The sequence below is a fragment of the Flavobacterium azooxidireducens genome, assembly GCF_023195775.1.
Classification (GTDB): Bacteria; Bacteroidota; Bacteroidia; order Flavobacteriales; family Flavobacteriaceae; genus Flavobacterium; species Flavobacterium azooxidireducens.
This window is the reverse complement of record NZ_CP096205.1, coordinates 248,617-272,718: the sequence shown is the minus strand read 5'-3', so window position 1 is coordinate 272,718 and position 24,102 is coordinate 248,617. Positions and strand designations below refer to the sequence as shown.

The 24,102-nt window shown below is 33.3% G+C and carries 21 protein-coding genes; 3 read left to right on the top strand and 18 right to left on the bottom strand.

The window, feature by feature from the left end; translation table 11 throughout:
- Nucleotides 1-38 precede the first annotated feature (38 nt).
- From M0M57_RS01215 to M0M57_RS01205, 3 genes are all read right to left on the bottom strand, one after another.
- The gene (locus M0M57_RS01215; protein WP_248434624.1) at nt 39-656 is read right to left on the bottom strand and encodes a hypothetical protein; all 618 of its coding nucleotides are present in this window, start codon (nt 654-656) and stop codon (nt 39-41) included.
- Nucleotides 657-795: 139 nt separating this feature from the next.
- The gene (locus M0M57_RS01210; RefSeq protein WP_248434623.1) at nt 796-1,890 is read right to left on the bottom strand and encodes a hypothetical protein; all 1,095 of its coding nucleotides are present in this window, start codon (nt 1,888-1,890) and stop codon (nt 796-798) included.
- A gap of 68 nt (nt 1,891-1,958) precedes the next feature.
- Nucleotides 1,959-2,675, bottom strand: a complete 717-nt coding sequence (locus M0M57_RS01205) for a CPBP family intramembrane glutamic endopeptidase (protein ID WP_248434621.1) — start codon at nt 2,673-2,675, stop codon at nt 1,959-1,961.
- 483 nt (nt 2,676-3,158) lie between these two features.
- On the opposite strand from M0M57_RS01205, the gene M0M57_RS01200 reads away from it, so the two are divergent.
- Nucleotides 3,159-3,593 carry an Hsp20/alpha crystallin family protein gene (locus M0M57_RS01200; RefSeq protein WP_248434619.1) on the top strand — a complete coding sequence of 145 codons (435 nt, stop codon included), beginning with the start codon at nt 3,159-3,161 and terminating at the stop codon, nt 3,591-3,593.
- Between the two features lie 68 nt (nt 3,594-3,661).
- Here the strand turns inward: M0M57_RS01200 and M0M57_RS01195 are convergent, their stop codons facing one another.
- The 11 genes from M0M57_RS01195 to M0M57_RS01145 form a co-directional block, all read right to left on the bottom strand.
- Nucleotides 3,662-4,156, bottom strand: a complete 495-nt coding sequence (locus M0M57_RS01195) for a hypothetical protein (RefSeq protein WP_248434617.1) — start codon at nt 4,154-4,156, stop codon at nt 3,662-3,664.
- A gap of 27 nt (nt 4,157-4,183) precedes the next feature.
- Nucleotides 4,184-6,010, bottom strand: coding sequence for a hypothetical protein (locus M0M57_RS01190; RefSeq protein WP_248434615.1), 1,827 nt, complete (start codon nt 6,008-6,010; stop codon nt 4,184-4,186).
- Between the two features lie 168 nt (nt 6,011-6,178).
- Nucleotides 6,179-6,688, bottom strand: coding sequence for a hypothetical protein (locus M0M57_RS01185; RefSeq protein WP_248434613.1), 510 nt, complete (start codon nt 6,686-6,688; stop codon nt 6,179-6,181).
- Nucleotides 6,689-6,690: 2 nt separating this feature from the next.
- Nucleotides 6,691-7,464 carry a hypothetical protein gene (locus M0M57_RS01180; protein ID WP_248434611.1) on the bottom strand — a complete coding sequence of 258 codons (774 nt, stop codon included), beginning with the start codon at nt 7,462-7,464 and terminating at the stop codon, nt 6,691-6,693.
- A gap of 17 nt (nt 7,465-7,481) precedes the next feature.
- Complete coding sequence (locus M0M57_RS01175; protein WP_248434609.1) at nt 7,482-7,976, bottom strand: hypothetical protein; 495 nt, start codon at nt 7,974-7,976, stop codon at nt 7,482-7,484.
- A gap of 11 nt (nt 7,977-7,987) precedes the next feature.
- A complete protein-coding gene (locus M0M57_RS01170; RefSeq protein WP_248434608.1) occupies nt 7,988-8,782 on the bottom strand; it encodes a hypothetical protein in 795 nt (264 codons plus the stop codon).
- 19 nt (nt 8,783-8,801) lie between these two features.
- A complete protein-coding gene (locus M0M57_RS01165; protein WP_248434606.1) occupies nt 8,802-9,719 on the bottom strand; it encodes a hypothetical protein in 918 nt (305 codons plus the stop codon).
- Nucleotides 9,720-9,860: 141 nt separating this feature from the next.
- A complete protein-coding gene (locus M0M57_RS01160) occupies nt 9,861-12,746 on the bottom strand; it encodes a hybrid sensor histidine kinase/response regulator transcription factor (protein WP_248434604.1) in 2,886 nt (961 codons plus the stop codon).
- 168 nt (nt 12,747-12,914) lie between these two features.
- The gene (locus M0M57_RS01155) at nt 12,915-13,391 is read right to left on the bottom strand and encodes a DUF1572 domain-containing protein (protein ID WP_248434602.1); all 477 of its coding nucleotides are present in this window, start codon (nt 13,389-13,391) and stop codon (nt 12,915-12,917) included.
- A gap of 690 nt (nt 13,392-14,081) precedes the next feature.
- The gene (locus M0M57_RS01150) at nt 14,082-14,843 is read right to left on the bottom strand and encodes a hypothetical protein (RefSeq protein ID WP_248434599.1); all 762 of its coding nucleotides are present in this window, start codon (nt 14,841-14,843) and stop codon (nt 14,082-14,084) included.
- Between the two features lie 170 nt (nt 14,844-15,013).
- Complete coding sequence (locus M0M57_RS01145; protein WP_248434597.1) at nt 15,014-15,655, bottom strand: hypothetical protein; 642 nt, start codon at nt 15,653-15,655, stop codon at nt 15,014-15,016.
- A 708-nt stretch (nt 15,656-16,363) separates the two neighbouring features.
- Here M0M57_RS01145 and ltrA point away from each other — a divergent pair.
- Nucleotides 16,364-17,659, top strand: a complete 1,296-nt coding sequence (gene ltrA / locus M0M57_RS01140; RefSeq protein WP_248433711.1) for a group II intron reverse transcriptase/maturase — start codon at nt 16,364-16,366, stop codon at nt 17,657-17,659.
- A gap of 73 nt (nt 17,660-17,732) precedes the next feature.
- On the opposite strand, the gene M0M57_RS01135 is transcribed toward ltrA, so the two are convergent.
- The 3 genes from M0M57_RS01135 to rlmF form a co-directional block, all read right to left on the bottom strand.
- Nucleotides 17,733-18,350 carry a hypothetical protein gene (locus M0M57_RS01135; protein ID WP_248434595.1) on the bottom strand — a complete coding sequence of 206 codons (618 nt, stop codon included), beginning with the start codon at nt 18,348-18,350 and terminating at the stop codon, nt 17,733-17,735.
- A gap of 346 nt (nt 18,351-18,696) precedes the next feature.
- Nucleotides 18,697-20,685, bottom strand: a complete 1,989-nt coding sequence (gene uvrB / locus M0M57_RS01130; RefSeq protein WP_248434593.1) for an excinuclease ABC subunit UvrB — start codon at nt 20,683-20,685, stop codon at nt 18,697-18,699.
- A gap of 103 nt (nt 20,686-20,788) precedes the next feature.
- Nucleotides 20,789-21,739: a 23S rRNA (adenine(1618)-N(6))-methyltransferase RlmF gene (gene rlmF, locus M0M57_RS01125; RefSeq protein WP_248434591.1), complete on the bottom strand. Its 951-nt coding sequence runs from the start codon at nt 21,737-21,739 to the stop codon at nt 20,789-20,791.
- A 196-nt stretch (nt 21,740-21,935) separates the two neighbouring features.
- Here rlmF and M0M57_RS01120 point away from each other — a divergent pair, with 196 nt between their 5' ends.
- Nucleotides 21,936-23,381 carry a hypothetical protein gene (locus M0M57_RS01120; protein ID WP_248434589.1) on the top strand — a complete coding sequence of 482 codons (1,446 nt, stop codon included), beginning with the start codon at nt 21,936-21,938 and terminating at the stop codon, nt 23,379-23,381.
- 52 nt (nt 23,382-23,433) lie between these two features.
- Here M0M57_RS01120 and M0M57_RS01115 read toward each other — a convergent pair whose 3' ends face one another.
- Nucleotides 23,434-24,096: a thiamine diphosphokinase gene (locus M0M57_RS01115; protein ID WP_248434587.1), complete on the bottom strand. Its 663-nt coding sequence runs from the start codon at nt 24,094-24,096 to the stop codon at nt 23,434-23,436.
- Nucleotides 24,097-24,102 lie beyond the last annotated feature (6 nt).

Sequence of the window (24,102 nt, the reverse complement as noted above, 5' to 3'; positions counted from 1 at the left end):
AAAAGAAAAATTCTAGATAGATGAAAAGACGATTTATTCTAATTTTTTTTAGCCAATGTGGTTTGTTGTTTAAAATTAGTTAAAACTGCTTTGTTTTCATCACTTGGATCGATTCTATATTGGTATTCTGCGATGATATAAATTAAAGGAATGTCTTGGTCTGAATACAATTTTTTGTCTAGAATTTCTTTCCAATTCTCACTGGTGTTAATTTGATTTTTTAATGCAATTGTAAATTTATTTCTAAGAAGTAATGCGGCACTCATACTCATATAGCTTGGGAGAGCATTAATTCCGACAACTTTTCCAAAAAACAATCGCTTCTCTTTTTCATCCTGATCCATTCTGTCAAAATTGAAAATTAATCCTAATGTCAAAGATAAAGATGTCACAATGATCAGCGTTTTTATGGAAATACTCCAGTGAAGAAATTCAGGTAAAATCATTAAAACAATGATGATAAAAGTTAAAATACCGGAATATATTTTGACTAAATGCTTCCAATTAATTCCAATTTCAAAACTTCTTTCCACTAAGTCGTCAATTATAAAATAACTGTTGATGGGGATTAGAGGAAATACTACGATTAAAAATTGAGTTCCAATAAATTGATGGTCAACTTGTTTATATGGTTTTACTGTTTTGATTCCTATCATTTTTTTATTAGTTAGTTTAGGTTTGTCTTTAGGCTTTTGTTCTAAATGCTACATTTTAAAAAGCAATCTTGATCGTGAACTTTACTAACATAAAAATAATAAAATTTTATTATAGAAAATCTATGATAGTCTAAGCTTTTTATTTTAATCGATTGATTTCTGTTGCATCGTGAATGGCATCAATAGCTTCAAAAACTTCATTTTGATTTTGTTCATCACTCCAACCTTTTAAAGATAATTCTTTTCTAACTTCGTCTTCGGTTTTGTCTTTAAAAAAATGATAATAAGCGAAGTCAACAACTTCAACCGGCACTCTTTCTAATTGATAAAAAGTTAGTATTGTAAATAATTTAGTAATAGCGACATAATATGTTAACACATATTGTATTATCCAACTAATTATTAATCCGATCCAACCAGTGTTTAATCCTTTTAATGTTAATCCTTGTTTTAATCTAAGTTTGATAAATTCAATAAAACCAATTCTATCATAATTATTCTCTCTTAAAATTATTTCATACTGCAAATATTGATTTAAAACATAAATTAAAATTATCATTCCAATTAACAAGTACTGTAGTTTTTTGAATTCAGAAAAATTTGAAAATTTAATTAGGAATTTTAATGAGAAGGCAATAGCTACTCCAACTAAAAATTCAAATAAAAAGATTATATAAATTCCATTAACGGATAATTTAGCAAGTGTAAAACTCAACAATATTGAAATAAGAATTCCTCCTGTTATCGGGATAGCAAAATTAGGTTTCTTCCATGTTAGAGGTTTTGGTAGATTTTCCGGAATTATATAATCATCCCAATTATTTTTTTTGTCAACTTCTACTTCTAATTGTTCAAGTGAATGTTTATCAAAACTTATTTCAGTTTCTTTAAAAGAATGTATGAATAATTTAACTCTTTTTGAGTTTCTTCCATTATCCCAAAACTCACCACCTAATGACTCGCTTTTAACTAAAATTTTACCATGATTAAAGGATATTGATATTATTTCAGTCCATTTTTCAAATCCAAAACCTGATTCTTTTCTTTTAGCTTCAATATTTTTTTCGTCTTTGTAAACAATATCCCAGCCCAATTTTTCGATTGCTTTTTCCGCTATTGGAACAAAAGTTTTTTCGCTTAAGTTTGTTCTAAATTCTTCATCAAATTTTGGTGTCCAGCCAAAACTATGTTTTTTTTGAATAGTTTTTTCGTAAGTTTTAAAACTTTCTTCCATTTAAATATTAGTGTAAATTATTATTATATAAATGCCACACGAAGGGATTCGGTAGTGTGTGGGGATTATTAACTACTGATATATTTATAATTTTTGTTGATTATTATTAGTGAAAAAATATAACAAAATATACTCGCTATCACAATCGATAAAATCGTTTTAATTTCCATTTGTAGCATTTTAATGATAAAATAGTCGCTATTAAATGCAACCAATAAGTTATGGAATAAGTGTAAAACTATTACTAAAATAAAACTACCAGTTTTTAAATAAAGCATCGAAAATATTATACCACCGAGAAATGTATAAAACAGCCCTGAATCTGTAAAAAAATGTAGTAAACTGAATACTAATGACGATACAAAAATTCCCATTATAAACGAGTATTTTTGGGAAACAGTTTGAGCAATAATTCTCCTCGTATATAATTCTTCAAGAGAGCTCCATAATAGTAAAGTTAATACAAAATGGAATTCAATAGTACCTTTAGATTGAATTTCTAAATCAAATAATTCGCTTTTAAGTGTTACAAATGATTGACCAAATACATAAAGCGACGCAATAGTAAAAAATCCAAGAAAAATAATTTTTAAATTAATATTTTTCTTAGGTTTTTCTGGTATTTTTTTTATTTGAAAATCGATTATAATACCAAGACCAATTATGAAGACAGCAACATATAAAACTCTCTCGATCCAATAAGTATATTCTTGTTCAATAATAAATTTATTTCCTAAAAGGATTAATATAAGACTAATAAATATTCTAAAATATAATCCTTTCATAGAGTTTTTTTGCAGGCAGCTAACTAGTTGGTATCAATCAATTATAATAATTAACACAAGTATGTGTAAATACTAGATAATATGAGCTTTTGTTCAAAAATAGGAAAATAATGTACATTATCAAAAGACTTTCAATCTGTTTGAATTTATTACTATTAAAATTCATATTTGCAAAAACCCCTAGCCCCGATTGTAGCGAAAAGCCTTTTGTGAAGAAAACCAATTTTTTCGTGGTTTGGCAGAGCGACCTTGGAAGCTCCTGCCGGACCTTAGAAAAAAAGGTTTTTGAGCAAAAGCTTGTAGCGGAAAGCGGGAATAGCTACTGAAAAAATGTCTGTTAAAACATTGTTAATCAGTATAAATAACTGAAATTTTGACGGTTTTTGGTGTGAAAAAATGTCAATTTGACTTAACGATTCAATTGGTATAAACTTTGTTTTTTGTGAGTCAAAATAAAATGTTTAACCATAAAAAAATAACGTTATGACACTAGTAAAAACAAACAACCGATTTCCTTTTCCAGCCGTTTTTGATGAATTTTTTAAACCCGACTGGATGGGTGGCATGGAACGAATGAACAACACAGTTCCGGCTGTGAACATTAAAGAAACTGAAACTACTTTTGTGGTAGAATTAGCCGCTCCGGGCAAAAGTAAAGCCGATTTTAACATCGAATTGGATGACAATGTGTTAACTATTTCTTCTGAATCGAAACACGAAAAAGAAGAAAAAGACAATGATGGAAAATATACTCGCAAAGAGTTTAGCTATTCTTCTTTTAAGCGTGCGTTTACTCTTCCTGAAATTGTGAACGAAGCAGATATTAATGCTACTTATGAAAATGGTGTGTTGCACATTACGCTTCCAAAACGCGAAGAAGCATTGCCAAAACCAAAACGAATGATTGAAATTGGTTAATCATAAAGTTAAATGACAAAAAGCACCTTTCGGGGTGCTTTTTTTTGTGAACTAATGAGTACTTAAAATTATGGAAGAATTGGGACTGAATTAAAATAGCCATTTACAGAAGTAACGCCTGTAAATCCAATTCCGTTACCTGTAATTTTAAAATTCCCTGAAATTAGATATGAATCATTCTGTGTTATTTTGACAGAACCTTGTATTCCATTCCAATTATTTATATTAGTAGGCAACATGTAGGTAAAATAATTACTACCAATATTGATGTGATAAGAACCGACAGCTAAAGAACTTAGCGGAATTTTTATGACATTAAACGACCCGTCCATTGCGTAAATGGCAGAAGAAGAGGAGCTTGCAAATGCATCTGGAACACTAGTATAGGGTGTTACACCATTATGGCGGTAATAAAATTCCGGTAATCCCGGTGGTGCTGGTTTTAAATGATTTGTATTATTACTATTTTCTTCATTATCAATAACAGAATCGCTACTGCAAGAAAATAGGCCAATATTCATAAATAGTACTATTGCAACTGATTTTAAAATTTTTGTTTTCATTGTTTTTGATTTAAAGATTATGATTTATTAATTTAATCGATAGGCAATAATGTTGTCTTCTGCCCAGTAAGTACTACCAAAACCGGTGATGTTTTGGTTGGTGTTGTACGTAACTACGTTGCCGGCTATATAATAATAGGTTTTGTTAGCTCCGGTTGCGTTGTTGATGATTACTGCTCCGGAAAGCATAGAATAGTAACTAGATCCGGGATGATTTCCACTGATTAAATCAGAGCCTACTATGTCGGGTGATGGCATTGGATTTATTCCTGCAGAATCTGAGAACGATGATCTTACCCAAAAAAAGGAATTATCAAATGAACGAGATAAAGAACTCCTTGCCATCAGCATATTTACATTTACAGCAAAGCGGCCGGGAGGAAGGGTGATATAGGAACCCGTTTGTAAATATTGAGCAGTAGTATAATTAATGGTAGTTCCTGAAGGACTAATATAGCCCACGATATTGTTAATTCCGATGGGTTGCCATGTTGCCACACCCGTTGCATTGGAAGTTAATACCCGTCCATTTGCTTGTGTTCCATCTACAATTCGAACCGCTCCCGAGGTAGCACTGTTTACATGTAATAAATTGCTTGGTGTTGGAGCACCAATCCCAACATTTCCGTTTCCGGCAATTGTCATTCGCACCGGAACTGAGGCAATTGCTGTTCCGGAAGCAGGATTCGCCACACTTGTAGTTTGAAAAACTAATCCGCCTACAGACTGATCTGTGTTGATTATAGAAGTGAATCCAGTTCCCGCCATCGAACGAATTGCACCATTGTAGTACGAATTAAAATAAACTCCCGGCCAATCGGCAACCATTGAAATACCTTGACTTGTGGCTGAACCTCTAAAGATGGCAGAGGTATTTCCTACCAAACCATCTACTTGAAGTCGAGCAAGGTTTGGAGTGATTGTTCCAATTCCAACATTTCCTCCACCGTTGGGCACGATGATTCCGTAGTTATTTAATGCTCCAGAAGCAGTAAAATAACCACCTATTCGTGTTCCACCAGTTGCGTTTGTTCCGGTAGCTTGTGCGAATAAACCATGAATTGTTCCTACACTTGCTTCGCCATTGCCATTGGCAAAAATAGCTTGGTTTGTAAATGGTAAAGAAGGTGTTGTAGTTCCTAAATGACCATAAACTCCGGTGGCGTAGTAGCTATTTGTTCTATCGGCAATTCCCATAACACCATTTGCAAAACCATAATTGGAAACACCATTCGCATATCCTTTTACACCAATATTTTGAAAATCTGCTACTGTTGATAATTGACTTGCAACGCCAAAAATTGTACTCTTGTTTGCATCAGAGTTTTGGAATACATGTAGTTTTTCTGTTGGTGTAGCAATGCCAATACCTACATTTCCGGTTGTGCTTTTCACCCGCATTCTTTCGATGTTATTGGTTCCAATAGTGAAATCATTGTTGTCGGTTGTTCCAACAAAATTTTCGGTGGCTCCAATTAGAGATGTTCCGTACGTTACCGGATTTGCAGGCGTTGTAATGGTAGCGTTTCCGTCTAATTCCCAACCGGCCGATGCCGCAATCGCAATCCATCTTGAGGTGGTGTTATTCCAATAATAAAAACCAGCCACCACATTGTTCGGAGCAGTGCCCGCTGCAGCTATATTGTAAACCAACGTTGAGGTTTCTAGCGGACCCAAATTTGGGTTTGTGATAGTTGTATTGTCTAAAATAGAAGTCAATTGAACTCTCGGAATCAATACTCCATTGTTAGTTGATTCTACATCCAAAGCTGCTTTTGGCGTTGTTGTGTTTACTCCAACTTGTGCGACAGCCAAGAATGGAAGTAGTAATAATAGGGTTAGAATTTTTTTCACGATTATTTTTTTTGAATGTTGTTTTTTTGATCAATTTATTCTGATTGATGATGTTGATTTCATAATCACCCTTTTCCATGTTATTTACATTGATATAAATTTTATTAGAAGGGAATTGATCAATTTTAGATTCATAATTATATTTTTTTTGAGCCATGATAATAGAAATTACATGCGGCTATAATACGTTGTTTGTTTGTTTTTAATAAAACAAGTTTTACTGCCTATTTTCATTTGAATTGTTGCTTTAATTTGAGCTTCATCGTCTGGTTCTATCGTATTGCTTTTGGTGTCAAAATCAAATTCATAAAGTGAGTATGAATTATCGGAGGCTGTTTCTACATTTTGATTTCGCATAGATGTCATCGGAACCAATTGATGACCAATAAAGTTTAAGCTAATAAATTTGATGTCGCATTTGTTTTTATTTCCAAAATCAATTAGTTGCAATCTGTATGTTCTTACATTTTTTACTTCGCTGAGTTTGATAATTCTTATTTTAAAATCAATTTTATCACAGTCGCAATTTGTTGTAGTTACTTTTGGAGCAACAGCAGCCCCTTTGTTTATAGTTGCTTTTTGGTTGTTTTTTTGCGAAAATGTAATTTGTGTTGCCATTAAAAATAACATGCAAAGAACCATTTTTAGTGCCGATTGTTGTTGATATATTGTTTTCATTGTTATTGTTTTTTAAGGTTTTTCATCATTTCTTCCACAGCTTTGTCCATGCCTTCCATTTCTTCTTTTTTGAATTCAGAAGCGTTAAGGGTGATGGTAACTTTTTCAATTTTAGACATGCTGATTATTGTTCCATTGTTTTCTAAAGACATGCTTAGTACTGTTTTTCCATCTACAAGAAAAAAGCCTAAACCAGCAAAACTCAATTGCTTGTTTTGTTGTGGTTTTGTTGAAACTGTTTTTTCGTTTAAATAAACAATCACTTTATCTTTTGCCGTGTTTTTAGAATTATTGTATGGATAACCAACTAAGTTAGAACTGGTAAATTTTTTGGAAGGAATATTTTCTTTTTTCAAGGAAACTTTTTCCATTTTAAAATTGTTTTGCGGATTTATAGGAATAGACATCACTGTTTTATTTCCTTTCCTATCATTAGAAAACACATAATTTTTTAATGAGTGTGAATAGACCATAAAGTTGAAGTTTTTGTCATCCGTATTAAATTTCTGTGTATCACTTTTTGAATTTAATATTCCAAAATAGCCATGTTTTGTATTAAAATAGGCACTCATTTCGGTGGTTTTTCCATTTTTTTCTTTCATTACGTAAGTCATTTTTAAATTGAAAGAAAGTTTTTGAGAAGTTGAAATTTCTTTGGGTTTAAACTTGCTAAAAAGTCCGTTTGCACCCAATAAAGTATCTAGTTTAACAGATTGGCTATAGGTTAAATTAGAAGTTAAACCAATGAACAATAGTATTTTTATTATTTTTTTCATGATTTATTTTTAAATGATTAATCAATTCCTTCGTTGATGCAACGAATTCCTTTGGTTGTAATTTTTTCAAAGCGAATGTCTTTTAACACAAATGCTTCTTTAATGATTTTTACTTGTCTTTTTGCACCTGAAAAAACCACAGCTATAATTTTTTCATCTAAACTGCCATTCTTTCTAGTGCAATCGGTAATTCTAACCTCATGATTTTTTGGATTAGAATTAATTTTTAACACATCAATTATTCTATACTTGTCCGAGTTTTTGTCTTTTTTTTTGCATACTAAAACAACAAATGAGTTTCCTTTTCTGTAAACTTCTAGAGTTGAAAAAAAAGTGCCGTTAACCGGTTCGCCCAAAACAATTCCTTGTTCATATCTAAATGTTTTTAATCCATCAATTCCTTTTTCTTGCGAGTAGGTTAGACCAATTAGCTTTTTAAATTCTCCCGATAAATTGCCCTGAGCGAATAGTGTTGTCTGGCAAAAAAGTAGTAATAGAACTATTTTTTTCATTTTTTATGTGCTTATTTGAATTCAACCGTTAGAGGAAAGAATTCAATTTTTTCGATTCTTGTATCATCATTACAATTGTCATCATTGCTAATATCATCGCCGCCGGTATCACCAACAATGTGAAAGAATTTTACCAATGCACCATCAAGTGAAGGAACTTTGTAAACCGTGTTTCCTTTAAAATAGGAGCTAACCAAATTATTTATTACTTCGCCTGTTAGTTTTAGTGGAGCACCATGAGCATCAATAACTTCTTTAGGAACTACACCATGAGCTTTCAAAACTTCAAAAGGGATGGCGTGACCTTCAAAGAACTTGTTCATTCCTGCTTGAACATCTGCACCCGGAACTAAAAATTGAAATCCGGCTGCTTGGCTAATAAATTCTGTTCGTGAGCCAGTGTTTGAAACGATTTTATTAATTGTTTTTCCGTAAGGAGCATCATAAACTTTTCTGGTCCATGTACCTTCTGTCGTACTCCAATCGTGAACTGTTTCTTGTGCCCACAATTTAATGTCTGCCCAAATTTCTCTTTGGTTAGAAGATAAGCGGATATTTACTTCGCATTTTACTCTTGGTCCATTTCCATCATACTCTCTGTCGCCACGTAATAATTCTTTTGGACACAACCACTCATTTATGTCTTCTAGTTTTATGTTTTCTTGTTTAGATGGAGGAGTTATTTTCACGACATTCGGCTTTATTTTTCTAGCCGAGTTAGAGCTCGATTTTATTACTTGTGCCGAAGTTGTAATGCTAAAAATTGCTACTAAAATTGTTGCTGTTGATTTTAAAATTGTTTTCATGATAATTAATATTAGGTTGTTAAAATTCTATTTTGATGTCGTTATTTTTTACTCTCAAGTACAAAAAGCCATCTAATCCAATGTAATAAAGTTGGCTTCCAAACACAGCAATAGCTTTTGCTTTGGCATTCATTGGAGTAGGAGTTGGTTCTTCGGTTGATAATTGATACACTAGGTTGTCAATTCCAACGTACCAGAGAGGAGTGCTTAAACCGGCATCGGTAGTAAGGTGTTTTGCTTTGATTGCACCCATTTTTTTCCATTCTTCAAAACCTGGTTTCCACATTAATAAGTTGTCGTCCATATCAATCATAAAAAATCTTCGGTTGTATGCCGTAAACATTTTGGCTGCATTTTCGGGAGGAATATTGGTAGATAGAGTGCTGTTCTTTGCCGATTTGATATATTTTTTCTCATTTAAATACCAGTATCTATCTGTACTTTCTGTATCACAATAAATATAGGTTGTGTTTGGCATAGGAAAATCTGGGAGTCCACCCACTTGAATTCTTCTCACGTGTTCCGGGTCTGCGTTGCCACCACGCATCATACCTAAACCATCTTTACTGTGAACCAAAACTGCACCGGCATCAACAGTAAGGTTTTCAACTTTACTATTGTTGGTTATGGTTGCTGTTCCTAAACTTTGGTAATGAAAATGTGTTCCTCTCAATCTATCATTTTCATCAATTATCCAAACGCCACCATTTCTTGTATTTATGGCAACTGACTTAAAACCTTTAGATGATGAATTTGGTAATTTTGGATTGTAGTTAATATTACCCGATTTAATAGCAGGTGTAACTACATTCGGACTCGATTGTGTGGGAGTAATGGGACGCAATCCATCCACTTTACTACTTTGGTTTACGGGAACTTGTCCGTGACTAACGAATTGTGTTGCTACTAAGAATAGCAGTAAGGTTACTTTTTTCATATTACTGATAAATGTTATGTTGAACAAAGCAAATGTCCAATTTAACTTTCATCAGTAATATGAATAATGTAACAACAATTATGACTATTGTAACAACGTGTTAAAAGTCAATAAAATCAACACTTTACAGAAGGTATTTATCTATTTTTCCATGTATTCAGTTGGAGTGCAATGATACATTTCTTTGAAGCATTTTGAAAAATAGGATACATCATTAAACCCGACAGAATAAGCAATTTCGGATATATTTGCTTTACCTTTTTTGAGTAATTCTGTGCTGGCTTTTAAGCGTTCATTTCGTAAAAATTCGGAAGTCGAAACACCTAAAAGTGATTTCAATTTACGATGTAACTGCATTCTACTCATTCCGATGGAAGCAGCAAAGTCGTCTGAACTAAATTCTGAGTTAGCTAATTCTTTGTTTAAAATGAGTTGCAATTTTTCAATAAATTTTTCTTCTACCGAATTTATGACAATATCCACCGGGCGTAAAACCAATTCTTGACTATAACGTATGTGTAGTTTTTTGCGTTCTTCGATTAATTGTAAGACAGTTGCTTTTACGATTTCGTTGTTAAATGGTTTGGTTAAAAATGCATCGGCAGTACTTTTTAATCCCTCCAAATGAGCTTCGTCTGATGTTTTTGCGGTTAACAGAATAACCGGAATGAACGAAGTTAATTCGTTGGTTTTAATTTGTTTGGTAAATTCAAATCCGTCCATTTTTGGCATCATAACATCGGAAATAATGCAATCCGGAATTTCTTTTTTGGCGATTTTTAAAGCTTGTTCGCCATCTGCCGCTTCTATAATTTGATAGTTTTCTTTGAAAATATCTTTTAAAATGGTTCTTACATCTTGATTGTCATCTACAAGTAAAAGAATAGGTAATTCTGATTCGTTGGTGTTTTGATCATTTAGTGAATGTGTAGTTTCTTTTGTAACAACAATAGCATTTTGATTAGATTTTTCTAATGGTAGTAGAACTGTAAAACTCAAGATGCCATTTTCAACATTTGTTTCAATTTTTCCTTTGTATAATTCTACTAATTCTTTCACTAACGCCAAGCCGATTCCTACACCTTGATGGTTTTCTTTTTTCTGATAAAATCGTTCAAAAAGTTTATTGATTTCTTCTTTTTTAATTTTAGAACCTGAATTAGAAACAACTAATTGCAATTGATTATTTTCTATTTTAGATTGAAAGCTAACTTTTTCATTTTCAGATGTATATTTAATAGCGTTGGAAAGTAAATTAGTTACTATTTTTTCAATCACATCTTTATCAAAATGATGATTTTCTGAATTTTTTTCGATAGTGGAAGTAAATGAAAGTTTATTTTCTTTGGCTTGAAAAGAAAAAGATTCTACTATCGAATTTAAAAACAAACCAATATTTCCTTCTTTTAAAATGAGTTGTAATTTACCACTATCGAGCTTTGAAAGTTCTAAAAGTTGATCGACTAAATCTAACATTCTATTGGAATTTTTGTCAATCAAATCCAATTTACTTTTTTGACTTTCATTTGAAATTTCAGCTTGTAAACTTTGCACTGGACTTTTAATCAATGTCAACGGTGTTCTAAATTCGTGCGAAATATTGGCAAAAAAACGAGATTTTAATTCGTTTAATTCATTGAGTTTTTGAGCAGTTTTTATTTTATTTCGATAGCCGTAGAATAAACTTGTTCCCAAAATGACTAACAAACCGAGTAATCCGATGTAAATGTATTTTTGTTTTTCTGCTAATTCATTTTGAGTAGATAGAAGTTTGATTTGTTGTTCTTTTTTTTCTGTTTCGTAAATGGTTTGTAATTCATTAAGATTAGTTAAGTCTGTTTTATTTTTCAAAATTGTATTTAATGAATCTCTACTATTTATAGATGTAATTGCTTCTTTCAAATTATTAGATTTCACTAAATAGTCAATTTCTGTAGTTAGAATTTCGATATAATTCCGAGACTGTTTGTTCTTCATTAAAGATTTAGACAATTCAATATCTTCTTTAGCTTCATCAAGCTTATTAAATTTTAAATCTATTCTCGCTCTATTGTTTAATGCTCTTGCATAATCGATGTTATTTTGCGAATTTTCATAGATTTTTATTGCTTCATTAGAATATTCAAGCGATTTGGTGTAGTTTTTTAATTCATAATAACATCTTCCTAAAAAATATGCTCCCATTCCTTTTAGGTTGATATTATTTGTTTCACTATGATATTCGTATGCTTCCAATAAGTATGGTAATGCAGCAGTATAATTTTTTGCTGTCGATTCAATAAAACCACGATTTCGAATAACATTCATTTTTATTGACATATCATTTAGCTTTTCGGCTATTTTGATAGCTTTGTTGTTGTATTCTCTTGCTTTATTATGATTTTCAATGTTAGAATAAATTACACCAATCATATTGATAATGTCGATTTGTGTTCTTAAATCTTCTGGTTTTGTTTTCAATAACGTTTTTTCTGCGAGAATATAATTTTCTAAGCCTAACTTGTAGTATGATCTATCAGCATTTAAAGTTCCTTTTAAATAATATAGAAAATAAAGGTTATCTTTTAAGTTGTGTTTTTTACTGAAATTTATAACATTATTCAAAACTAACTCTGCTTTTTCATGATTATGAAGTGCTATATAGTCTTGTGCAATTTGCATTTGAGCTAATTCATAATTTTGATAGTCGTTTATTTTTAAACAATTTTGAGAACATCTTTCAAAATATTGAATAGATTTTTCGTTTTCTGCGAGCATGTCATGATAGTAGCCATTGTTTAAATCAGCTATAATTTCACATTCAATACAATTGCTGTTTTTGTTTAAATCGTATAAACTTTGAATGTGTTTTTTTGCAATTTTTAAGTCAATGTCTAAATAGAGTTGAATTAAGACATCATATGCTTTTGATTTTTCTAAGTTATCTTTTTTTGATGAAATAATTTTAGTCAACGAATCAATTTCTTTCTCATATTGTCCATAAGAAAAACTGCAAATAAAAAACAGAAGTAGATAGGCTTTTTTCATAAAATGATGAATTATTAAGTAAATTTATACAATTTTACTTAATAAAAATCATTCTATATCGTAAATATGTAACATTTTTTTGTTACAAAAATCACAGGTGCTTTTTGCTTAGTTGCTCACCTACAACGCTTTATTTTACCTAACTGTTTTGTAGATTTTATAATAGATTTATTTTTTATTCGCTGAAATGAGCTTTTTGATTAACACAATTTGTCCCAAATGATAATAACTGTGTTCAATCATACCGTCTATATTTCGGTAGTAAGTGCCGTATTTTTCATCGGTAAAATAGTGTTGAAGTTGTTCTTCGGAAAGTTGTTCAACGTAGTTAGCAAAGATTTCTGAATCATTCCAAAAAGTGTCAAGAAAATTTTCCCATTGTTCTTGTGAGGTGATTGGCGGAAAATCGAAACTGTATTTGTCTTTAATGGCTAATGGTCCACCTTTGAATACTTGATTTATTCCGTTGATGTAATAACGAATATGTTGTGCTAACACCGCAATAGTGTTGAGGTCGCTTAATGCTGTGGTAACCGTTTTATAATCGGTGCCGGAAAGTTGTGCTTTAAAGTTGGTGTTGGCCACCCAAGTGCCGTTTAAAATGACTTCACGAAAACGGGAGGCGAGTTGGTGAGGGGTTTTCATATCTTTTTGTAAATAGCTCGCTATAAATTTACTAAATTTTTTTTCTCGCAAAGACGCAGAGACGCAAAGGGAAGATTTTAAAATTTGCGGCTTTGCGACTTTGCGAGATTATTTTCGAATTCTTTTCTTTTTGTAAATAGCTCGCAATAAATTTAAATAATTTTTTTTTTCTCGCAAAGACGCGGAGACGCAAAGGGAGAGGTTTAAAATTTGCGGCTTTGCGACTTTGCGAGATTATTTTTGAATTCTTTTCTTTTTGTAAATAGCTCGCTATAAATTTACTAAATTTTTTCTCGCAAAGACGCAGAGACGCAAAGGGAAGATTTTAAAATTTGCGGCTTTGCGACTTTGCGAGATTATTTTTGAATTCTTTTCTTTTTGTAAATAGCTCGCAATAAATTTAAATAAATTTTTTTTTCTCGCAAAGACGCGGAGACGCAAAGGGAGAGGTTTAAAATTTGCGGCTTTGCGACTTTGCGAGATTATTTTTGAATTCTTTTCTTTTTGTAAATAGCTCGCTATAAATTTACTAAATTTTTTCTCGCAAAGACGCAGAGACGCAAAGGGAAGATTTTAAAATTTGCGACTTTGCGACTTTGCGAGATTATTTTTTAAATTCTTTGCTTGATGATGTTGAATTTATAAATGAATTTGTGACGTTAATGAAGATTTTAAAGAGCTTGACCACCATTATTCTTTCAACTTTTCACTAACTTGATTTTTTACCCGAGTCAGTAAATCCATTAAAACGGAATGGTCAGTTTCGGGTAAATTATTAAAATCTTGTAGGCGGTGTTGTAATTCTTTGTTTGGATAAATATCAACAATCGTTTTTCTAATTCGTTGCATAATGGCACTTCTGTGATTGTATGCTCCTTCTACTTCCACAGATGCAGAATATAAAGCACAAAAAAGGCTGTAGATTTTATTTTCAATATCATCTTTACATCTTCTATCGTCATTTCTGTTCCAATGCTTTTCATCTTGAAGTAAAGTGATTGTTTTATTGATAACCATTAAATCAGTTGTTGTGATAGGAGGATCAGGGTCATTATCCATTTCAAAGGTAATACGATCTCTATAGATTTTAAGATTATCCATTGCAAACCATCCATCGCTTGTTTTGATAAGAATTTGAGGAAATCCTGCCCGAGTCGTTACATCATACTCTGCCTTGAGTTTGTAATCCACATTTTCCTTCGAATTGGGTACATAGGTAACATTAGCAATGCCACTTAACGGAAGCTGTTTAAACAAACTAACGCTATCCAATTCTTGATTCGTCAAATTAATCTCGAAGGCGGTAAAAAAACTTTTTTCACAGGTTCCAATCAGTTTTCCGTCTTTTAAAAATAGGGTGCAATAAGCGGTTCTGTTATCCAAAACAAATTGCTCTTGAGCAAAAAGCGTTGTGGAGAGGAATAGAAGGAATAATGTGATGTAGAGTTTCATTTTTTTTTGTTTTGTAATCAACTCATTCATATATGAAACAAACTTCGAATATATATCAATATTTAGCTAGATATACCAAAGCTTGTTTAAAATGATTACTCCAAATATAGTGATTTATTTAAGATGCCAGACGAAGGAATTCGTGCTGCAGCGGGGTAAATAATAAAAAATTATTTATCTTGAGATTCATTTAAAACTTTCAAGCTCCATTTAGTTCCGTATATTAAATATCTAACTATAAATAAGATAAAAAACGAAATCAACAAAACGAATAGTGAAATTCTAAATTGCTCGTTTATTTCAATGAAATTATTTTGTTTTTCAAGTTGTTCTGATTTTAAAAATTTTATTTCTTTTTTATTTTTTTCTATTAATTCTAAATCTGACGAATTAATAACATTGGATTTTATAAATTTTGTAAATTCTTCTGGAGATTTATAACCCATTTTTATATTAAAGTTGACAAGTGTTTTTTCCCATTTGTTTTTCCATTTATATTTTACGCTATCAGCTTTAACTATTCTTTCTAAAATATTCCATAGTTCTGTATTTGTTTCGCTGTCAGGAACTCCATCAAATTCTTTTACATAGCTGTTGGTAAAATGCTTTTGTATTTCAGTTTTTTTAATGTTGATATTTTGTAAGCTATCAATAAATGTATTTTTTTTATTTATTTCTTCAATGAGATTAGCTGATTGATTTTGCGTAATGTAATTGTAAGGAAAAATAAATAGAAAAGATAATATGAATATTACTAAACAAATAATAAAGAAAACGAATTCCCGTGCTAGTATTTTTTTGTTTATTTTCATTTTGCGTCATTTTTTTTTACGGTTTCCGCTAACGTATTGCGGCTTGTGATAGTGGCGTTATTTAATCACTTGCTATTCCAAATTTAGCTAAAATTTCAATAAGCGAATACATTTCTGATAAAGACAAAACCAGCCATTATCACAAACTGCTGTGTGTGCCCTGCATCCGCAGGACACACCCCGAAAGCTTTTCAAATAGTTCAAAAATACAAATTTGGATTACAAAAACTAATTCTCGGGGTGTTATTTTTCCAGAGGGTGTGAGTCCCTTAACCGCGAGAGTAACGTTTCGAAGGTATAGTAAGCTGCAAGGTGGTTTATCGTGAGGTATGCACTGAAGGAAGCAGGACTACAAAATCCGGTACTGACAAACAGAAACGTCATAAGAGGCAAGTTAAAGCGGATAAGCGTCCACAGCAACGCAACGTCCAAAGGTTACCAAAACTTTAATTTGTAGATGACGCAGGCATTGGAGGAAGGAAAAAGCGGTTACCAGGGGAGGTCTCTTAGATTACGAGTTAGTCACAAAGAGAAGTCAGCAGAGGTCATAGTACTTGAAAGCAACGAGGTGCGAATAGACACCGCATAGGACTCACAAACAAGGAAGGACTGAACGTAGAGAGGTTTTCAATGATTAAAGGAACACATAGTAGCCTTATTCAACGAAAACAGGTTAATCCCGAATTATTCGGGACAGATTAAACTAAAATGATTGAAAAAGTAGTACATCCTTACAATCTCCAAAAAGCGTTGGAACACGTCATTGCCAACAAAGGTAGTGCAGGTGTTGATGGTATTTCCACAAAAGAACTCCGCAAGGTATTCGCAGAAAAGAAAGACCAGCTAATAACGGAAATCAAACAAGGAAGCTATCAAATTCAACCCATTCTAGGAATCGAAATTCCAAAGGGAAACGGAAAAACCCGTTTACTGGGCGTTCCCACAACAAGCGAACGAGTACTGCAACAAGCGGTATCACAAAGCATCGCACCTTTATTTGAACCCGAATTCAAACCTAACAGTTTTGGATTTAGACCCAACAAAAATGCCCGACAAGCCGTTGGACAAGCACGGGACTACATTCATTCAGGATTGAACCACATTGTGGATATTGACCTGAAAAACTTCTTTGATGAAGTTGACCATTGTTTAGTATTGAATTTGGTATTTCAAAAAGTGAAATGCAAAACCATGATGCAACTCATTCGCAAATGGCTTCGAGCACCGATTAAAATCAATGGAAAGCTACGAAAACGTAGAAAAGGTGTACCACAAGGCTCTCCTTTAAGTCCGCTACTGTCGAACATTTTACTCCATCAATTGGATAAAGAAATGACCCGACGAGGACATAAATTCGTTCGATACGCTGATGATTTTAGTATCTACTGCAAGAGCCACAATCAAGCGAAAGCTACCAGAGTAGTGATTGAAAAGTTCCTCAAGAACAAGCTCAAACTAACCATTAACAAAGAAAAGAGTGGCATTAGAAAACCCTCTCACTTTACGTTACTTGGCTTTGGGTTTGTGCCCGTTTACAATAAAGGAAGTAAGAATCAATACCAACTCGTAGTAGCCGAAAAGGCATGGATAAACCTAAAGATACGACTCAAAAGCATCACCCGCAAAACTACCCCAGCCAAACTAGAAGAACGTATCACCAAGATAAAGGAAATCCAACGAGGATGGTTAAACTATTTTCGAGGAACCAATATCATGGGAAAAGTACGAGACATTGACGGTTGGCTACGCAACCGACTGCGGTATTGCATCTGGCACGATTGGAAGAAACCCGAAAGGAAAAGGAAAAACCTGATTCGATTGGGGGTTGACCAAGACCATGCCTACATGTGGAGCAGAACTCGAAAAGGTGGTTGGGCGATTGCTCAAAGTCCGATTTTAGGAACAACTATTACTTTGAAACGCTTGAAACAAAAGGGATACGAATCCTTAACGGAAGTCTACATTCAACTCAACCCATCTCTTTGCGAACCGCCGAGTACGTGACCCGTATGCTCGGTGGTGTGAGAGGCTCTCCCTGCTAGTTTCTAGTGGGGCAGTCTACTCGATTATGCAAAGGCTATTTCTTCAATTCAACACCGAGTAAACTTCTAAATTCAGTTTCTAATTCTTTTTCTATAATCATAACTCGGTCAATTAATTGGAGACTTTCTCTTTTCAGTTCTAAAAATCTTGAGTCATTATTATTTATAGCATCGATTTGTTCTGAAGCAAATTTAAATGCTGAAAGAAACGATCGAGTTCCTTCATTTATTTTATTCATTTCTTTATCAATCGTATTCATTAACTCAACTTGGGATAATGAAAAAAATATTTTATTCTTATGAAAAGTTGCATTGAAATCAACAGAATATTTAGTCCATTGGTCTAATTTATATTTTAAATGCTCTTGAGGCTTTTCTACATTAAGTTTACCGTCAAAAAAATCCATAATCGCAAGTTTATATTCGTGAAGATTATTGTATAAACTTTTTATTACTTCGGCTCTTTCGACGTGAAGAGAAGAAAATTGAATCTGATAAGAAATATTTAATCTTTCTAATTCGCTTTTATGTGTTTCAATTCTTTTTTGTAAATAGTTTTCAAATATGCTTTCTGAAAAATATTTTATTATTAAGTACGCGGTTGTAGATGAAACTACAGTTATTCCTAAATATTTATATATTTCATCAAACATATTTTCTTTGTTTTAGTTTTTCGTTCACAGCTAGTGCATAACTTGTATATAAGTCTAACAAAACCAGACTTGTATACCCGCAATTGGGTGTATATGTCTGACTGTCGTCAGATTTATTTCTCAAATTTAATAAATAAATCGTACAAATCATCAGAACTGTTTTTTTACTAATTTTTGTTATGAAGTACAATCTCACAGCCCCGATTGCAGCGGAAAGCCTTTTGTGAAGAAAACCTATTTTTTCTTGGTTTGGCAGAGCGACCAACGGAAGCTCCTGCCGGACCTTAGAAAAAAAGGTTTTTGAGCAAAAGCTTGTAGCGGAAAGCGGGAATAGCTTCTAAAAAAATTACATCTTCTCCTGCAAACTTTTTATTTCATCACGCAATTTGGCTGCATCGATAAAGTTGAGTTCTTTGGCGGCTTTTTCCATCATTTTTCGGAGGTCGCGGATTTTCTTTTCGATTTCGGGTTTGGTGAGGTACAAACTTTCGGGTTCGGCGGCTTTGAGGAGTTTGTCTTCGTAGTATTGCGTAGAAACGGAATTGTTGCTCAACGCATTGCCCAGACTTTTGTTCAGGGCTTTGGGCGACAATCCGTGAAGCGTGTTGTAGGCAATTTGTTTTTCGCGACGGTAATTGGTTTCGTCGATGGTTTTTTGCATCGAAGCCGTGATTTTATCGGCATACATAATGGCTTTTCCGTTCACGTTTCGAGCGGCTCGACCTACTGTTTGCGTAAGCGAACGATGACTGCGGAGGAAACCTTCTTTGTCGGCATCGAGAATGGCTACGAGCGAAACTTCGGGTAAATCCAGCCCTTCACGGAGTAAGTTTACACCGATTAACACATCAAACAAACCTTTTCGTAAATCTTGCATAATTTCCACTCGTTCGAGGGTATCGACATCGGAGTGAATATAGCGACAACGGATGGAGACTTTGGTTAAATATTTTGTCAGTTCTTCTGCCATTCGTTTGGTTAACGTGGTGACTAAAACGCGTTCGTCGGCTTCGCAACGGAGTTGAATTTCTTCGATTAAATCGTCGATTTGGTTTAAACTCGGACGGATTTCGATGATTGGATCTAATAATCCGGTGGGACGAATGACTTGTTCGACAAAGATTCCTTCGCTTTTTTGTAATTCGTAATCAGCCGGTGTGGCAGAAACGTAGATGACTTGGTTTTGCAAGGCTTCAAATTCTTCAAACTTTAACGGACGGTTGTCCATTGCAGCGGGAAGTCGGAACCCGAATTCAACGAGATTTTCTTTTCGACTTCGGTCGCCACCGTACATTGCGTGAACTTGCGAAATGGTGACGTGACTTTCATCGACAACCATTAAAAAATCTTGCGGAAAATAATCTAACAAACAAAACGGACGTGTGCCGGGCAAACGACCATCTAAGTAACGAGAATAATTTTCGATTCCGGAACAGTAGCCTAATTCGCGAATCATTTCTAAATCAAAGTTGGTTCGTTCTTCCAAACGCTTGGCTTCTAAATGTTTGCCTATTTCTTTGAAATAATCGACTTGTTTGACCAAATCTTGCTGGATTTCCCAAATCGCACCTTGCAACACATCGGGAGAAGTGACGAACATATTGGCGGGATAAATATTCAGTTTGGTGTAACGTTCGATTACTTTGGTTGTTTTGGTGTCAAAGGCTTCGATTTCTTCGATTTCATCGCCAAAGAAATGGACACGAAACGGATCATCGGCATAACTTGGGAAAATTTCCACGGTATCGCCTTTGATTCGGAAGGTTCCTGGAGTAAAATCGGCTTCGGTTCTCGAATATAAACTTTGCACTAAACGGTGCAATAATTTGGTTCGGGAAATGATTTCGCCACGGTCAATTGAAATGACATTTTTTTGAAATTCGACCGGATTCCCGATACCATACAAACACGAAACAGAAGCAACGACCAACACATCTCTTCGGCCGGAAAGTAGGGCAGAAGTGGTGCTGAGACGAAGTTTTTCCAATTCTTCGTTGATGGATAAATCTTTTTCTATGTATGTTCCCGTAACCGGAATATAGGCTTCGGGTTGATAATAATCGTAATACGAAACAAAATATTGTACTGAATTATTCGGGAAAAATTGCTTGAATTCAGAGTATAATTGAGCGGCAAGTGTTTTGTTGTGAGCAAGAACTAGGGTTGGTTTTTCAACTTTTTCAATCACGTTGGCAACAGTAAATGTCTTCCCGGAACCAGTGACACCTAATAATGTTTGGTATTTTTCGCCATTCAGGATTCCGTTGGCTAATTTGTCAATGGCTTGCGGTTGATCGCCGGTTGGTATGTAATCTGAGATGACTTGGAATTTCATTGGGGAGTTGCTGAGTTTCTGAGGGGCTGAGTTGCTGAGGTTTTAAAAGAGAGAGTTTAATTCAATGCTTTTTACAAAGTTACGAAAAAAACGTTTGGTTTTATTAGGATGTAAACTTCCAATCTTTCTGTTGATTTTCGCTTAAAAACGTCCAAGCAACTAAACGACTGATTTTTTGACCTTGGTTCATTTCGATGGTTTTGATGGTAGCAGCTTCCACTTTGTTGAGTGTTTTATAAATACTTTTCAGATGGTCTTTTTTAGATACTAAAGTGGTAAACCAGAAACATTGTTTAGGATATTTTACACTTTCAAAAATCATTTGGGTGATAAAAGCGAGTTCGCCTCCTTCACACCAAAGTTCGTTGTTTTGTCCACCAAAATTTAGTATCGGATTGACTGTTTTTTGATTGGTTAAATTAGAAACTTTTCGAGCGGCACTTTTGGCTGCTTCTTCTTTAGAATCGTGAAAAGGTGGATTGCAAATGGTAAACGCAAATTTATCTTCGGGTTGAATAATATCTTTAAAAATATAACGCGAATTGACTTGTTGTTGTAAACTGATTACTTCGTTTAAATGCGGATTTTTTTCAATAATGGAAACACAATTTTCAAGAGCATTGGCATCAATATCGGTAGCAACAAAACTCCAGTCATATTCAGCATTTCCTAAAATAGGGTAGATGCAATTGGCTCCCACACCAATATCCAGCCCCATAATGTTATTTCCGGTTGGGATGATGTTCTGATTTACTTCGGCCAGCAAATCAGCAATATGATGAATGTAATCGGCTCTTCCGGGAATGGGCGGACAAAGATAATCGCTTGGCAAATCCCAATCTAATATTCCGTAATACGTTTTGAGTAGGGCTTTGTTTAATGTTTTAACCGCTAACGGATTACTGAAATCGATGGTTTCAATTCCGTGTTCGCTAGTATAAATAAAAGGTTTTAATTCTGGAGTTTTAGTTAATAAAACTTCAAAATCATAACGCGAACGGTGTTTATTTCGAGGATGTAACGATGATTTTACTGGGGTGGTATTATTTTTCAAGGTAAATGGTTTCGATGATTCAATTTACACAAATTTACTTTTTTAAAATGATATTGTTGCATTTCTATCAGTTTTTGATAATTGAAAGATTAAATGCAATTATTTTATGAATAACTGACTGAAAATAAGGCGAAAATGATTTGTTTTCAAAGTAATTCTGTTTTAGAATTGTATATTTGCACTCTAAAAAAACAATATGAAAACAATTTTTTACTTATTTCTACTCATCCCAATTTTTTCTTTTGCTCAAAAGATTAAAACAAAAAAAGACAGAATTTTATTTGACGAAAAAGAAGTCGCCATCTTCAATGATAAAGTACGTGACCAATGTATCTTTCTTGATTTGAATAATGTAAAACAATTTACTACGGAATACAAAACATTAATGGAAGGTCAAACCATCATCAATCAATGGTTAGTGGTTACCAATGCAGATGGAACGAAGAAAACTGAAATTCCGTATGAAGTTTTGATTACTTCGTTTAATTCTTCGCGAATCATAATGCATTTACTGTCGGCAAAATATGAATTGTTTGATGCTAATGGTTTTAATCAAGCCAAAATTGATGCTTTTTTTGCTACCGAAAGAGAAAGTATTGGCGATAAATCATTGCAAACAAAAATTGATGTGATTGCTTCTAAAAAAGAAAAAGAAACAAAAATTGCAAGATATCGTCCATTCGTAAAAACAGACGGAACAGTTATGTTTGGCGGAACTGCCGGAACCAATATTGTTGGAAAGGTAATTGGAAGTCCGTACACAGCTTTTGGAAATAATAATTTTGCCGATGTGTATGATTTGGATAATATCAAAGTAGCTTCTGCAAAAATCACCGGAAACATGAACAATGAGGTGGAAGTAACGTTGTTTAACGACAGTAAGTTTACTTATCCTGCACAAAAAAGATACAGTGGACCGGATAATACCAGTTTTTTTGTTGAATTAATGGGAGAATTGGTTTATCGTGACATCACATTAGGTCGTCAAGCGAAACAATACAAGCAAGATTTATTGAACGAAAAAGTAAAATTAGCTAAAGAAAGAAGTGTAAATGTGTACAATGTTCGTGGTTATGCCATTGATGAAAATGGTGTTAAATATGATGGAACTTTAACTGCTCAATTTGAAAAATTAGATGTTCATCAAACCGGCAATACCGAAGTGGTTGATGCGATCGATAATTATGGTAAAAATGTAAGTATAAAATATTTGAATGAAAAAGGGAAAGAACGTTTTATTACACTTTCTGCAAAAGACAACGTTAGTTTTTTTGTAATAAACAGCGATGGTACTCAAACGGGTTACAAAGGAATGAAAGTGAAAGGCGATGCAGCTAAAAAATTATCAAATGCAATGTCTTTAGGCTTTAACAATGCTTATTTTTATAAAGAAGTGTTTACCGAAAAAGAAAATTCGGTTTATATTGATCCTGTAGATGAGGAAGTTTTTGTTATCAAATTAAAAAGTCAAACAGTTGGTCAAATGATTGATAAGCGAAACAATAAAAACCTTTCTAAAGAATTAGCAGAATATTTGAGTGCTTGTAAAGTTTTATCTGATGAGATTATAAGCGGAGCTTTTGATTTAAAAATTCAAGAAAATTTAATCAATATTGTGAAAGAATTTAATGAGTGTAAATAATTGATAGATAATTAGATATACTAAAAATGCTCGTTGTTTAACGGGCATTTTTTTAATCCCAACATTCCATTAAAATTAAATCGCCTTCTTCGTGTTCGATGGTCACTATGCCATCTTCGGCAACATGATTACTGCTTCCGGTTCTGTAGCCGATTGTTAATGAATCATTTTCTAACGGATAAAATAAATTTCGAGAATGAATGCCATGAACAGCTCCAATTGGAATCAACGAAATGACAGTGTTTTTAGGATACCATTTTTCATATTTTTTGGGAATAAGAAATATTTTAGAATGATCGTCAAATAAAACAATTTTCAATTTATTTCTGAACTTTACAATGGAAGTGATATTGGTTATAGTATGATCGGCTCTTTTACCGGTTGCCCAAACGACATTTACAGCAGGAAAATTTCGTTCAACCAAATAATCAAACGCTTTTTCTAAATCGGTTTTGTTTTGGTCGGGTGTGTGAACGATTTCAAGCGGATATTGAATTTCTTTGTAATAATCGGCATCAAAATCTCTGTCAAAATCACCTAGTAATACATCTACTTTAATACCTAATTCAATCACACGACTGATCGCAGAATCTAGGACAATTACAATAGGTGACCATTCTAACAACTGTCCTAGCAATTCTTCGCTACAAGCGGCACCATTAGCAATAATTAGTGCTGGTTCTTGATCGTCTCGAACTATGTGATGTGATGACATTTTTTT